This window comes from Allobosea sp. GW823-FHT02B03, from assembly GCF_058797755.1.
Genome location: NZ_JBXAJY010000005.1, coordinates 40754 through 54702 on the forward strand (window position 1 = coordinate 40754; position 13949 = coordinate 54702).

The window sequence follows — 13949 nt, forward strand, 5'->3', positions numbered from 1 at the left end:
AAACAGGGCCGCAGCGTTGCTGCGGCCCTTCTTGTTCAAGCTGTGCCTTGAAGATCAGAACTTCAGGCCGGCGCCGACGCGCGCCGAGTCGACGATCGCATCGACGCCCTTGTAGCTCGCGAAGTAGATGCGGGTGAATTCCGCACGCAGGAGCAGGTTCTCGGCGAGCAGGGCTTCAAGGCCGCCGCCGACGGCGAAGCCGGGCACGTAGCCGGAAGAAATGACGCTCGCTTCCGAGCTGCCGGAAGCATCCGGGCGCGCGATCCGGCCGGGACCAGCATAGGTCGTGCGCGTCACTGTTCCCGTGGGACCGGTTACCGTGTTGAAGAATCCGAAGTTCTCGCCGGTCGTGTGGCTCTGGCGCATGCGGCCATTGGTGCTGATGCGCCCGACCGCAAGGCCGATGTTCGCGAAGGGCATGAAGTTGCCGAAGGCATAGCCCGCGCGTGCCTTGAAGATCGCAAGGTCGTCGATCTTGGTGGCCGAATGCCCGTCTACGGTCACTGCTGTCTGTGTATTGACCGGCTCGACATTCGGCGCCGCAGGGATCGTAGTGGGGAAGAGGTTGGTGTAAATGCGCGAGACGCTGCCGCGTTGGTCCGTCTGGATGTTCGTTCGGATGTATTCGGCCTCGATGCCAAGGATAGTATCACCGAACTGAAAATTATAGCCGATAAACCCGCCGAAGTTCATCTTGTCGTTGCTCGCCTTGCCGAAGCGCAAGAGGTCCACGGCAGCATCTTTGATGAGCAGGTTTCCAAAAGCCTGATGTGCCAGGGCGTCCGACTGCTTGAAGGCGTCGAACTGCCCGCTGACGTAGCCCGCAGTGCCGCCGACATAGAAGCCGGACCAGTTGGCGGTTCCGGAGAGGAAATCCGGCGGCGGCGGCGTGTCCGAGATCTGAGAGCCGCGGAGTACGGGATAGTCCGCCGCATGGGCCTGCATGGCGGTCAGCGACATTCCGAGCGCCGCAACACCCAGCGCCGATGCAACGGAACGGATATGCATCTTGATCTCCCCCGGGCACGGCCGAGATGGCCCTTTTCGCATTGCCCGAGCGATATTCATCCAATGGTAACCCTAATACCGGGTTAACGTTGCGAGATTCAGCGCGGTTACGAGCTGGGCTCTCAGGCCGCATCGACGACTCAGGAGGCTGGCCGCTAACCAGACCGCCGGAAAGCCGGCGTGGCCGGCCTTGTGAGTTCGGGAACGAGACAATGCTACGTCACATCGTGTTCTTCACGGCAAAGGACCCCGCGAAGCGCGAAACGATCCTCCATGCGCTCCGCCGCCTCGGCGAAATTCCGCATTCGCTCGCCTTCGAGGTCGTCGCCAACGGCAAGATCGACCCCTACGGCAACGACATCGATATCGTCGTCTATGGCGAGTTCGCCGACGAGGCGGCGCTTGCCGCCTACAAGGCGCATCCGATCTATGACGAGACCACCCGGCTGGTCCGTCCGATGCGCGAGTTGCGCTACTCGGCCGATTTCCGTTCGACATTGAGCTGAGTTGCGGCCCGGCGAGCCCGGGTGGAGGGGAGGGCAGGCAGCGCTCAAACGCAGACCCGCACGCACGTGCTGCCGTTGCCGCTCTATCGTCCGCAGGCTAAATCCGGGTCATGACCGCGACCTCCTTCCGCCTGGCCCTGGCCCAGCTCAACCCGACCGTCGGCGACGTCGCCGGCAATGCCGAGAAGGTCCGAGCCGCAAGGCGGGACGCGGCTGCGCTCGGGGCCGACCTGGTGATGTTCTCGGAACTCTTCCTCTCGGCCTATCCGCCGGAGGATCTGGTGCTGAAGCCGGCTTTCCAGGACGCCTGCCGCAAGGCCTGCGAGGAGCTGGCGCGCGAGACCGCCGATGGCGGCCCGGCCCTGCTCCTCGGCCTGCCCTGGCTCGAGGACGGCAAGCTCTACAACGCCTATGCGCTGCTCGACGGCGGCCTGATCCAGTCGGTGCGCTTCAAGGTCGATCTGCCGAATTACGGCGTCTTCGATGAGAAGCGGGTGTTCGAGCCCGGCCCGCTGCCCGGGCCGGTGGTCTTCCGCAACCATATCCGCCTGGGCATCCCGATCTGCGAGGACATCTGGAGCGACGAGGTCGTCGAGTGCATCGCCGAGACCGGCGGCGAGATCCTGCTGGTGCCGAACGGCTCGCCCTTCCGCCGCAGCGTGATCGAGGAAAGGCTCAACGTCGCCGTCGCCCGCGTCGTCGAGAGCGGCCTGCCAATGGTCTATCTCAATCAGCTCGGCGGCCAGGACGAACTCGTCTTCGAAGGCGCCTCCTTCGTTCTCAATGCCGACCGCAGCTTCGCCCATCAGTTGCCGGCCTTCCGCGAGGCGCTGGTGGTGACGCAGTGGGCGCGCACGCCTGAGGGCTGGCACTGCCTGCCCGGCGAGGTCGCCGCTGTGGAGAGCGGCGACGAGGCCGACTATTCGGCCTGCGTCCTCGGCTTGCGCGATTATGTCGAGAAGAACCGCTTCCCCGGTGTCGTGCTTGGCCTCTCCGGCGGTATCGATTCCGCCATCTGCGCGGCGATGGCGGTCGATGCACTCGGCGCGGAGCGCGTGCGCTGTGTGATGATGCCCTATCGCTTCACCTCGCAGGAGAGCCTCGACGACGCCAAGGCCTGCGCCGATGCGCTCGGCGTGGCTTATGAGATCGTGCCGATCGCCGAGCCGGTCGAGGGTTTCGAGAGCGCGCTGTCCGAACTCTTCGCCGGCACCAATCGCGGCATCACCGAGGAGAATCTGCAGAGTAGGGTGCGCGGCACGCTGCTGATGTCGATTTCCAACAAGTTCGGGCCGATGGTGGTGACCACCGGCAACAAGTCCGAGATGTCCTGCGGCTATGCCACGCTCTATGGCGACATGAACGGTGGCTACAACCCGATCAAGGATCTCTACAAGACCGAGGTGTTCCGCCTCTCCGCGCTGCGCAACCGCTGGAAGCCGGTCGGCGCGCTCGGGCCGGACGGTGAGGTGATCCCTGAAAACATCATCGTCAAGCCGCCATCGGCCGAACTGCGCGACAACCAGAAGGATCAGGATTCGCTGCCGCCCTACGAGGTGCTCGACGATATCCTCGCCTGCCTGATCGAGCACGAGATGCGGCTGTCCGATATCGTCGCCCGCGGCCACGACCTCGAGACCGTGAAAAAGGTCGAGCGGCTGCTCTACCTCGCCGAGTACAAGCGGCGCCAGGCGGCCCCGGGCGTCAAGGTGACCCGCAAGAATTTCGGCCGCGACCGCCGCTACCCGATCGTCAACGGCTTCCGCGACCCCGGCAACGGCGCGCACAAGCCCGATCCAACGCTGGTCAAGGGCGTCTGCAAGGCGGGCGGCGAGAGCTTCGATTTCTGAGCCGGGGAAACACGCCATCATTCCGGGGTGCCGCGTAGCGGCGAGCCCGGAACCCATGAACACTGACCTTTCCGAGGTCGGGCTTGTCCCGACCATCCACGCCTTCTTTCACCGAATGTAGTGTTCAAGACGTGGATGCTCGCCACAAGGGCGAGCATGACGATCTGGAGCAGCGTCGTGTTCATGGGTTCCGGGCTCAGACCTGCGGCCTGCTCGGAAGGACGGCGAAGCGCTTGCCGCTACAGCCAGAATCCGCCGATCTGGTTGGCCGCGGGGTTGGCGATGCAGGCGGTCATGCGGTCGAGCCAGATGCGCTGGTACTTGGCGTTCTGGCCGTGCTGGGTGTCGATGTCGTAGCGGCGCTGGATCAGCTTGACGCGGCGCTTGATGTGCAGGTCGACGAGGCTGCTGAGCTGCGTCACCAGCCCGCCGATCGTCGGGGCGCGGGCGATGGTGAGCTGGTGCGCCAGCGCCCGGCAGACGACATAGCCGACATCGTAGTGGAACTGTTCGTGAGCCAGCAGGGGCGCGGTCAGCGTCACGCCGATCCTGACCTGCGCACTCGGCCATACCTCGATCTCGTTGGGCACGCCGAAGGCATAGTCCGTCCCGACCATGCGGGCACCCTTGTCGAAGATCTCGTATTCGAAGGCTGTGTAGGCGTCCTGAACCGTGCCGTCGGCCGGATCCATCACCACCGGTACCTGCAGGAAGTCGCCCGGCTTGAGCTTCACCGGCAAGCGCATGGCGCTGACCACGACCCCTGCCGGAGCCGGATTGCTGGCCATATGCAGGAAGGTCTTGCCGCCCGGGTCGACCCGCGAATCCGGGTTCGCGATCTTGAGGAAGACCTGCTGGTAGCGCCGGATGCCGCCGCGGGTCAGCGGTCCACAGTCTCCGTCGACCTCGAGCAGCTCGATGCCGAGCGCCACCGCATGCGGATTGATCATCGCCTGGACCAGACGCGTATCGGGAACCGTGTTCTTGCCGCCGAGCCCGACCGAAGCCGTGATGCTCATCCTCGCCTCCTCGCGCAGACAGCCCGTCACCCTCCGCTTCTAACCTTGCGTCAATCTGGGCGCCTGTCGACGGCTCCGACAGCACGAAACGGAGATGCCCTTGCTCTTGCGCCCGTCCCGCGCGACAAGCGCCGGCCATGACCGCACCCTTCGTCCGCACCGCGCCGTCGCCGACCGGCTATCTCCACATCGGCAACGCCCGCTCGATCATGTTCAACTGGCTCTTCGCCATGCGGCATGGCGGGCGTTTCCTGCTGCGCTACGACGATACCGACAAGGCGCGCTCGAAGCCCGAATTCGCCGCGGCGATCCCTGAGGATCTCGCCTGGCTCGGCGTCAGGCCCGATGCCTGCATCAAGCAGTCGGAACGGCTCGCCCTGTACGACGAGGCGGCTGAGCGCCTGCGTGCCGCCGGGCGGCTCTACCCCTGCTATGAGAGTGCCGACGAACTCGATCGCCGCCGCAAGCGCCAGCTCGCGCGCGGATTGCCCCCGATCTATGACCGCGCCGCGCTGAAGCTGACGGCGGCCGAGCGGGCGGCGCTGGAGGCCGAGGGCCGCAAGCCGCACTGGCGCTTCCTGCTCGATTGGGAGGAGATCGGCTGGAACGATCTGGTGCGCGGCCCCTCGCATGTCGACTGCGCCTCGCTCTCCGACCCCGTCCTGGTCCGCGAGGACGGCACCTATCCCTATACGCTGCCTTCGGTGGTCGACGATGTCGACATGGGCATCACCCATGTCATCCGCGGCGAGGACCACGTCACCAACACGGCGGTGCAGATCCAGATCATCCAGGCGCTCGGCGGCGCGCTGCCGATCTTCGGCCATCACAATCTCTTGACCACGGCGAGCGGCGAGGGGCTCTCCAAGCGCCTCGGCCATCTCTCGCTCAGGGGCTTGCGCGAGGCCGGCGTCGAGCCGCTCGCGGTTGCGGCGCTGGCGGTGCTGACCGGCACCTCCGATGCGGTGCGCCCCGTGGCGAGGCTCGACGAGCTCGCTGGGCTGGTCGAGCTCGCCCATGTCTCGCGCGCCCCGGCGAAGTTCGACGAGCATGAGCTCGACGCGCTTTCGGCGAGGACGCTGCATCATTTCGGGTTCGCAGCAGTCGCCGATCGTCTGGCGGCGCTCGGCATTCCCGCGACTGAGCCGTTCTGGCTGGCGGTGCGCGGCAATCTCGCGCGGCTGAGCGATGCCGCTGAGTGGTGGCGGGTTGTCGAAGGGCCGATCACGCCAGGGATCGCCGACCCCGCCTTCGCGGCAGCTGCCGGGGCGCTGTTGCCGGAAGAACCCTTCGATCAGACGACCTGGAAGAGCTGGACGCAGGCGGTCGCCGCAGCGACAGGGGCCAAGGGCAAGGCGCTGTTCATGCCGCTGCGCCAAGCGCTGACCGGGCTAGACCACGGCCCCGAGCTCGCGGCCCTGCTGCCGCTGATCGGACGCGAGAAGGCGCTGAAGCGGCTGGCGGGCGAGGTGGCCTGAGGTCCGGCTCATTGCCGGATTTTCTGAACAGCCGAAGTCGATCCGTCGCGGACGCTAGCTGCGAGATAAGTTCCAGACAGTCATTTAAGATATGAGATGAAGTGCTTCGCGGTTCTCTTGACCGAAGCGCGCGGAGACGTGCCTGAGACTGGGCTTCAATCTCCGCAGCGCCCTCGCAAAGCTCGGCGATGACGAGCTGACTTCCCAATTTGAAGAATGTCTCGACTACCAAGAGCGGTCTGCGTCGCGTGTTCCGGCAACTGTCGGCAGGCTGGCGAATGTTACCGTCAATGCGTACTGATCGTTGCATTGTCTTAGAATGCACTGCTAGATTGCGGCGTCCCGTTTTGCTCTCATTGTGCCTGATGGGGGGTGGCATGCTCAGCCGGCGATCGCTGCTCATTGGCGCATGCGGCAGCGTCTGCGTGTCGAATGTTCCCGCGCAGAGTCCAGAAGACCTCGCCGCCGGATTGGCAATAGCGAGGCGTTTCGTGGCAGCAGGGATCCCCGCACGTAGCTTTTCAATTGCGAGCGGAAACATGGAGCCAACGCTGCAAGCGGGGGATTCCGTGCTGGTCGATTTGCGCCCTGCTCGCCAACTGCCGAAGCGTGGCGACATACTTGTAATAGGCCCTGACGGATCAAGGCGAATATTCAGGGTTGTCGGCATGCCCGGAGAAAAAGTCAGTACGGTGAGGGGCCGGCTTGTTATTGATGGGGTGACCGTCCCGCGCCTGTCGCTTGCCGCCTATTCCGGCATAAGTCCCAGAGGATGGCCTTTTTCCGTGCCGCAGTATGAAGAGACGCTTCCTGGCGGAGTGGCCTACAGAATTATCGAAGCAGACGGCGACAGCGGTTTCTTTGACAATGTTGGTATTTTTTCAGTGCCTGAAAGTTCGCTTTTTGTCGTGGGGGACAATCGCGACCGTTCGTTGGACAGCAGAGATCCCAATCAAGGTTTCGTGCCGGTGGCCGATATTGTCGGTCGCGTAGTCTATCGATTTTGGCAGAATCCCGCTTGGCTTGTTGCGGAGAGTTCGGTTCCAGGACTTTGATCTTGGTGTGCCGCTTGGTTAAAGATATTCCTCCTTGGCGATGGCGTGAGGTCTGCTCCCCAGACAACGCTGGCCTGCTCCGGTCTTCGCTGGCCGTTGGATTATAGGACAAGCATCGCGATAAGCAGTGGCGCCTTATTACTGCTCTCGGCCATTCAGGCCCAAGATTGCGCGTCCTCCCCCTCAATCATGACGGTGCATCGCCGACTCATGCTTGGTGTCGCGCATCGTGGCGTAGACCAGCAGCGAGATGAAGATCATGCCGGCGAGGTAGTAGTAGAACCATTGCTCGTGGCCCTGCTGCTTGAAGAACAGGGCGATCGCGGGGGCCGTGCCGCCGAAGATCGAGACCGTCACCGCATAGGGCAGGGCGACGCCGGTCGCCCTGATCGAGGTCGGGAACAGTTCCGCCTTCACCACCGCGTTGATCGAGGTGTAGCCGGCGACGAAGACCCAGGCCCCGGCGATCAGCAGGAAGGCGGTCCAGGGCGATTTGGTGTGCGAGAGCGTCGTCAGGATCGGCACGGTCAGCAGCGCGCCGGCAAGGCCGAAGAAGATCAGCAGAGGCTTGCGGCCAATCCGGTCGGAGATCCAGCCATAGATCGGCTGCAGGATCAGCGCGAAGATCAGCGATCCCGCGATGACATAGGTGGTGGTGATGTCGGAGAGGCCGACCGTCTGCTTCACGAAGGTCTGCATATAGGTGGTGAAGGTGTAGAAGGCGGCGGTGCCGCCGGCCGTGAGGCCGACTACGATCGCGACCTCGCGCGGGTAGCGAAGGAGCCCGCGCAGCGAGCTCTCCTTCTTCGGCCCGGCCTTCTTGGCTTCGACGAAGGCCTCGGTCTCGTGCATGTGCCGGCGCATGAACATCGCGGTGATCGCGAGCAGGGCGCCGATCACGAAGGGGATGCGCCAGCCCCATTCCACCAGTTGCTCATGCGTCAGGAAGACGTTCTGCAGGAGCAGCAGCACCAGGATCGCGGTGAGCTGGCCGCCGATCAGCGTGACGTACTGGAAGCTCGAATAGAAGCCGCGATGGTCGGGATGGGCGATCTCGGTGAGATAGGTGGCACTCGCCCCGTACTCCCCGCCGAGGCTGAGGCCTTCGATCACCCGCGCCAGAGCCAGCATCACCGGCGCGGCGAAGCCGATGCTGGCATAGGTCGGCGTCACCGCGATGATCAGTGAGCCGAAGCACATCATCACGACCGAGAGCGTCAGCGAGAGACGGCGGCCATAGCGGTCGGCGAGATGGCCGAAGAGCCAGCCACCGAGCGGACGCACGATGAAGCCGGCGGCGAAGAGCGTGGCGGCATTGAGCTGCTGCACCACGGGATCGCTGGAGGGGAAAAAGTGCGGCGCGAAGTACAGCGCGAAGGCGGTGTAGGCGTAGAAATCGTACCATTCGACGAGATTGCCGACGGAGCCGATGAAGATCGCCTTGAGGCGCCTGCCGGTGTCCGCGAGATCCATGCCGCCATCAGCGGTGATTGCCGGTTCCGACATGGCCTTGCTCCGCGCTCAGTCCGGTCCGAGCGAGCGGATCGCTCAGGCGCGGGTCATAAACGCGCAAGCTCGCCAGACGTTCCGCCCGCGCGATGAAGATTGTGCAGGACAGATCTGCCCTGGCAGCATGTCGCGGACGAGGCTTTCGGCCCGTCGCATTGACGCCTGCATGACCTTGCGGCAAAGCACCCGGCCCCAATGACGGGGCCAGTCAACGAGTTCCAAGACCGATCACCGCGATGCCCGCCTTCTCCCTTGCGATCTTCGACTATGACGGGACGCTGGCCGACAGCTTTCCGTGGTTCTGCTCGGTGCTCAACCAGACGGCGCGCCAGTTCGGGTTTCGCGAGGTCGCGGAAGACGAGGCCGAGGAGCTTCGGGGGCTCGAATCGCGCGAGATCATGGCGCGCCTGGGCGTGCCCTTATGGAAGCTGCCGGCGATCGCGATGCATATGCGCAGACTGAGCGCCGAGGCCGGTGATGCAGTCAGGCTCTTTCCCGGCGTCGAGAGCATGCTGGCGCGCCTGGTTGCGAGCGATGTCACGGTCGCGATCGTCAGCTCCAATGGCGAGGACGCGATACGCCGCACGCTGGGGCAGGCAGCCGGCCATGTCAGCCATTTCAGCTGCGGCGCCTCGCTCTGGGGCAAGAGCGCCAAGTTCAAGGCGGTGATCGGCCGGGCAGGGGCTTCGAGGGAACGGACCATCGCCATCGGGGACGAGATCCGCGACATCGACGCGGCAAGGCGCGCCGGCATTGCGGCCGGCGCGGTGACCTTCGGCTACAACAGCGCCGCCTCGCTCCGGGCGCGCGGGCCTGACCTGATCTTCGACGACTATGGCGAGCTGCTGGCGAAGCTCACGGCCTGATCAGGGCCGGGCGGTCGCGCCGACGCCGAGATTGGGGGCGAGGTTTGGCGCGACGATCCGCACCGTGCGGCGCTCGCCGGTGACGCTCTTGCTCTCGCGCTTCACGCCGTCGCCCTGCTGCAGCGTCTTCTCGCTGTCGATCCTCTGCGGCCCGACGCCGGCGGATTCGGTGCTCGCAGTCGGCACATTGGCGTCGGCTGTCGGCTCGTCGCCGGGGGCGGCCTGGAGCACGGTCGGGGCCGGCGCTGCGGGGGCGGGCTTGGCCTCCGGCGCGTTGGCGGCGCCCTTCTTGCCGCGGGCCGGTGCCTCCGGCTTCGGACGTGACATCTCCAGCGAACGCTGCTCGGTGACGATGATGTCGCCCTTGCGCTGCTCGATCAGGTTCTCGGCATTCTGCAGGGCCTGGGCCCAGCTCTGGCCCGGCGCCCGGCAGGTGCAGGCGGCATCGAAGCTGCGGGTATACTTCAACGCGTTGGGCAGCGAGGCATAGGGCGTGCCGGTGCTGCGCGAGACCGCGTTCTGGACATCGCCGCCATTGCTCATGCCGAAGGCGAGGGTCTCGGTGCCCGGGCAGAGCGCCTGGCACATCTCGTCCTGGCTCTCGCGGCCGCCCGGGCTGTTGGAGAGCGGGAAGAAGAAGCCGTCGCAGGTGCGCACGCAGACGCTGTAGGGGCCGCCCTGGCGCGGCTGGCTCTCGCCGGGCTCGAGCGGCTCCGGGTCGAGCTCGGGCAGGGTCGAATCGATCTCGCCGCGGCGCGGCTCGATGCCGAAGATCGTCTCGAAGAAGCCGCGGCGCTGCTCGCGGCAGTTATTGTCGATCAGGGCGGCGAGCTGGGCCCGGCGCTGCTCGATGCCGCCGCCACCCGCCTGCCGCTGCAAGGCACCGTACTGGGCCTCGAGCTGGCTGAGCTGCGCCCGGACGCCGCCGCATTGCGGCGGCGCCTGCTCGCCGAAGAACAGGAAGCCGCCCCGGTCGCAGCCCATCGAACGATACTGTCCGGAGAGCCGGGCGATCTGCCCCGCGACGCGCTGCGCTGCCTGCGCGGCGCGGGGATCGCCGCCCCGCTGACCCTGCAGGCTCGCCAGTTCCGCACGCCAGTTGTTGCAGGCGGGCGATTGCGCGACGGCTGCACCGGTCAGCGCGGCAAGCGCCAGTGCCGGGGCGAGGAGACGTCGGAGCGTAGCGAAGATCATCGGAGGACGCGTCTGAACCCTTGTTAGCCATCGGACGCCGCAGCCGGCGGCGCGCATTCGCTGAGCACATGTCACAAAGGCGACGGAACTATGGAGCCTTAGCCACGCAGATTCGCATCTGTATGCCAGACGAGGGCCGAGATGGCACATTTGCGGGATGTCGACAATCGCCCGTCCTGCTGGTTCTCCTTGGGGCGCGGCTCAATGCAACGCTCCGCCGGACGCAAGGGCATGGTGGTGTCCGAGCGGCCATGTGATTAGAAGCGAAGGCAGCGCGGACCAGAAGACCCGCCCATTCCTCGATCAGGCGAAGCGAACCATGCCCCTCCATCAAGCGCTCGACGAGGCGTTCATCCCGGAACTGCCGAACTACTATCGCGGCAAGGTCCGCGAGAACTACGACCTGCCGGACGGCCGCCGCATCCTGATCTCGACCGACCGGCTCAGCGCCTTCGACCGCGCCATTGCCGCGATTCCGCTGAAGGGCCAGGTGCTGACGCAGGTCGCGCGCTTCTGGTTCGAGAACACCGCCGACATCTGCCCCAACCATGTGCTCGAATACCCCGATCCCAATGTCGTGGTCGGCAAGCGGCTGGATATCCTGCCGGTCGAGGTGATCGTGCGCGGCTATCTCGCCGGCACCACCGGCACCTCGGTGCTGACGCTCTACAAGGAGGGCAGGCGCGAGATCTACGGCATGCGTTTTCCCGACGGCATGCGCGACAATGAAAAGCTGCCCGAGCCGATCATCACCCCGACCAGCAAGGCTTTCGACGGTGGCCATGACGAGCCGCTCTCGGCGCAGGAGATCGTCGACAGCGGCCTTCTGACCAGGAAGCAATGGGACACGGTCGCGGACCATGCACTGGCGCTGTTCGCCCGGGGACAGAAGCTCGCGGCCGAGCGCGGCCTGATCCTCGCCGACACCAAATACGAATTCGGCACCGACAAGGATGGCAACATCCTGCTCGCCGATGAAATCCATACGCCGGATTCGAGCCGCTACTGGTTCGCGGGCAGCTATCCGGAGCGCTTCGCCGCCGGCGGGAAGCCTGAGAGCTTCGACAAGGATTTTGTCCGCAACTGGGTGGTGGCGCGCTGCGACCCCTACAAGGAGGAATTGCCGCCGATCCCGGATGAGCTGATCGCGCAGACGACCGCCGTCTATGTGAAGGCCTTCGAGACGATCACGGGGACAACCTTCGTCCCGCCGCCCGCCGATGAGGCGCCGTTGGCGCGGATCAGGCGGAACCTCGCCGGGTATTTCTAAACAAGAGTACGTCTGACCGGCTCGCCGCGGCTCTCCCGCGGCGCTTGTCAGCGACGATCAGGCGCCGTCCTCGCGATAGGTGCCTGCCAGCAGTCGTCCGCGCTCGGTCAGCACGGCGAGTACGCGCTCGAAGGTCCGCAGCTCGTCGGGTGCAATGCCCTCGGTCCAGCGCTGCTCGAAGGCGAGCGCCAGCGGCACGATCTGGGCGTAGATCCGCGCCCCGGCCGCGGTCAGCGAGACGAAGGATTCGCGCCGGTCGGCCCGGTTCTCGCTGCGCGCGACGAGGCCGCGCTGGTCGAGCCCCGAGACGGCGCGCGAGACCTTGGTCTTGTGCATCTGCGAGAGCTCGCCGATGTCGCGCGAGGTCATTTTGCCGAATTCGCCGAGCTGGGCGATCACCCGCCATTCCGGGATGCCGATGCCGAACTGCTCGCCATAGATGCGCGCCAGCGCCCGGCTCGCGAACACCGCCGCCACATTGATGCGGTAGGGAACGAACTGCTCGAGGTGCAGGGCGCGCTCGCCATCTGCCGTGGTCGGTTTGGTTGACATTAGTTTCACTTGCAACTAATCAGCGGGGAACGGGCAGCGGGCGCGGAGCGGATGGAAGCCGGTTTTCGCAGAAGCTGTGCGCCATTTCCACATCCCCTGCCGAAACGCCATCACCGCCGGACCGGTGCCACTACAAGAGGCGCCGACGGCTCCAGGGAGGATGCAGTCATGAACGTCCAGACGACGTCGCTCTCGGCGATCAGCCAGCAGGTTCAGAACGGCCTGCGCTACATGTCGGGCTTCGGCAATTCCTTCGAGACTGAAAGCCTGCCGGGCGCGCTGCCGATCGGCCGCAACTCGCCGCAGAAGGCGGCCTACGGGCTCTATGCCGAGCAGCTCTCCGGCTCGCCCTTCACCGCCCCGCGCTCGACCAATGAGCGCTCCTGGCTTTACCGCATCCGCCCGAGCGTCAAGCATGGCGGCCGCTGGACGCTTCTCGACAAGGGGCTGGTTCGCACCGCGCCCTGCCGCGACGAGACCAAGCCCTCGCTAGGGCCGCTGCGCTGGAGCCCGATCCCGGTGCCGCAGGAGAAGCTGACCTTCCTCACCGGGCTGCGCACCCTGACCACCGCCGGCGACGGCGATGCCCAGGCCGGCATGGCCGCGCACATGGTCTTCGTCACCGCCTCGATGGAGCGCGAATACCTGTTCTGTGCCGATGGCGAGCTCCTGGTCGTGGCGCAGGAGGGCAAGCTTCGCTTCTTCACCGAGTTCGGCATCATCGAGATCGAGCCCGGCGAGATCTGCGTCATCCCGCGCGGCGTCGTCTTCCGCTGCGAACTGATCGACGGGCCGGCCCGCGCCTATGTCTGCGAGAACTATGGCGGCGGCTTCACCTTGCCGGATCGCGGGCCGATCGGCGCCAACTGCCTCGCCAACCCCCGCGATTTCCTGACCCCGGTCGCGGCCTATGAGGATATCGAGGAGCCCTCGACCCTCTATGCGAAATGGGGCGGCGAAATCTTCTCGACCCCGATTGGCCAGTCGCCGCTCGACGTCGTCGCCTGGCACGGCAATTACGCGCCCTACAAATACGATCTGCGGCATTATTCGCCCGTCGGCGCGATCTCCTTCGACCATCCCGACCCGTCGATCTTCACCGTGCTGACGGCGCCCTCCGAAACGCCCGGCACCGCCAATATCGACTTCGTGATCTTCCCCGAGCGCTGGATGGTGGCGGAGAACACCTTCCGTCCGCCCTGGTACCACCGCAACATCATGTCGGAGTTCATGGGGCTGATCTACGGCGTCTACGACGCCAAGCCCGAAGGCTTCACGCCGGGCGGCTTCAGCCTGCACAACATGATGCTGCCGCACGGCCCGGACACCCAGGCCTTCGAGCATGCGAGCACGGTCGAGCTGAAGCCGGTGAAGCTCACCGGCACCATGGCTTTCATGTTCGAGACGCGCTTCGCCCAGCGCGTCACCGGCTACGCCGCCGGCCTGCCGCAGTTGCAGGAGAACTATGCCGATTGCTGGAGCGGGCTGAAGAAGCGCTTCGACCCGAACAAGCCCGAGGCTTGGTGAGCTTCGCCGTCATTCCGGGACTTCGGGTCGCGAAGGGCCCTAAATTCTTGGCAGCGCCTTTTCCGTTATGGTCGGGCTTGTCCCGACCATTCACGCCTTCCTTCGCCGCAGGCGG

At 65.5% G+C, this 13949-nt stretch carries 12 protein-coding genes; 7 read left to right on the forward strand and 5 right to left on the reverse strand.

Features of this window, described 5'->3' with window-relative positions:
- Positions 1 to 54 precede the first annotated feature (54 nt).
- On the reverse strand, positions 55 to 1008 hold the full coding sequence (locus tag AC1REK_RS17300) for an outer membrane protein (RefSeq protein WP_492269090.1): 954 nt from the start codon (positions 1006 to 1008) through the stop codon (positions 55 to 57).
- 212 nt (positions 1009 to 1220) lie between these two features.
- Here AC1REK_RS17300 and AC1REK_RS17305 point away from each other — a divergent pair, with 212 nt between their 5' ends.
- Both AC1REK_RS17305 and AC1REK_RS17310 read left to right on the forward strand, forming a co-directional pair.
- Positions 1221 to 1514: a Dabb family protein gene (locus AC1REK_RS17305; protein ID WP_492269089.1), complete on the forward strand. Its 294-nt coding sequence runs from the start codon at positions 1221 to 1223 to the stop codon at positions 1512 to 1514.
- A gap of 110 nt (positions 1515 to 1624) precedes the next feature.
- Entirely contained in the window at positions 1625 to 3364 is a 1740-nt protein-coding gene (locus AC1REK_RS17310; protein WP_492269088.1) for an NAD+ synthase, read from the forward strand.
- A 239-nt stretch (positions 3365 to 3603) separates the two neighbouring features.
- On the opposite strand, the gene AC1REK_RS17315 is transcribed toward AC1REK_RS17310, so the two are convergent.
- Positions 3604 to 4383, reverse strand: coding sequence for a hypothetical protein (locus AC1REK_RS17315; RefSeq protein WP_492269087.1), 780 nt, complete (start codon positions 4381 to 4383; stop codon positions 3604 to 3606).
- Positions 4384 to 4520: 137 nt separating this feature from the next.
- On the opposite strand from AC1REK_RS17315, the gene gltX reads away from it, so the two are divergent.
- Positions 4521 to 5861, forward strand: a complete 1341-nt coding sequence (gene gltX, locus AC1REK_RS17320; RefSeq protein ID WP_492269086.1) for a glutamate--tRNA ligase — start codon at positions 4521 to 4523, stop codon at positions 5859 to 5861.
- Between the two features lie 377 nt (positions 5862 to 6238).
- On the forward strand, positions 6239 to 6916 hold the full coding sequence (lepB, locus tag AC1REK_RS17325) for a signal peptidase I (protein ID WP_492273811.1): 678 nt from the start codon (positions 6239 to 6241) through the stop codon (positions 6914 to 6916).
- Between the two features lie 183 nt (positions 6917 to 7099).
- Here the strand turns inward: lepB and AC1REK_RS17330 are convergent, their stop codons facing one another.
- Positions 7100 to 8422 (reverse strand): MFS transporter, encoded by a 1323-nt coding sequence (locus tag AC1REK_RS17330; protein WP_316018900.1) that lies wholly within the window; start codon positions 8420 to 8422, stop codon positions 7100 to 7102.
- A gap of 239 nt (positions 8423 to 8661) precedes the next feature.
- On the opposite strand from AC1REK_RS17330, the gene AC1REK_RS17335 reads away from it, so the two are divergent.
- Entirely contained in the window at positions 8662 to 9291 is a 630-nt protein-coding gene (locus tag AC1REK_RS17335; protein WP_492269084.1) for an HAD hydrolase-like protein, read from the forward strand.
- Here the strand turns inward: AC1REK_RS17335 and AC1REK_RS17340 are convergent, their stop codons facing one another.
- Positions 9292 to 10485 (reverse strand): DUF2865 domain-containing protein, encoded by a 1194-nt coding sequence (locus tag AC1REK_RS17340; RefSeq protein ID WP_492269083.1) that lies wholly within the window; start codon positions 10483 to 10485, stop codon positions 9292 to 9294.
- Between the two features lie 319 nt (positions 10486 to 10804).
- On the opposite strand from AC1REK_RS17340, the gene AC1REK_RS17345 reads away from it, so the two are divergent.
- On the forward strand, positions 10805 to 11755 hold the full coding sequence (locus tag AC1REK_RS17345; RefSeq protein WP_492269082.1) for a phosphoribosylaminoimidazolesuccinocarboxamide synthase: 951 nt from the start codon (positions 10805 to 10807) through the stop codon (positions 11753 to 11755).
- Positions 11756 to 11812: 57 nt separating this feature from the next.
- On the opposite strand, the gene AC1REK_RS17350 is transcribed toward AC1REK_RS17345, so the two are convergent.
- Positions 11813 to 12307: a MarR family winged helix-turn-helix transcriptional regulator gene (locus AC1REK_RS17350; RefSeq protein ID WP_316018904.1), complete on the reverse strand. Its 495-nt coding sequence runs from the start codon at positions 12305 to 12307 to the stop codon at positions 11813 to 11815.
- Positions 12308 to 12475: 168 nt separating this feature from the next.
- On the opposite strand from AC1REK_RS17350, the gene hmgA reads away from it, so the two are divergent.
- On the forward strand, positions 12476 to 13834 hold the full coding sequence (gene hmgA / locus AC1REK_RS17355; protein WP_327523001.1) for a homogentisate 1,2-dioxygenase: 1359 nt from the start codon (positions 12476 to 12478) through the stop codon (positions 13832 to 13834).
- Positions 13835 to 13949: the final 115 nt, after the last annotated feature.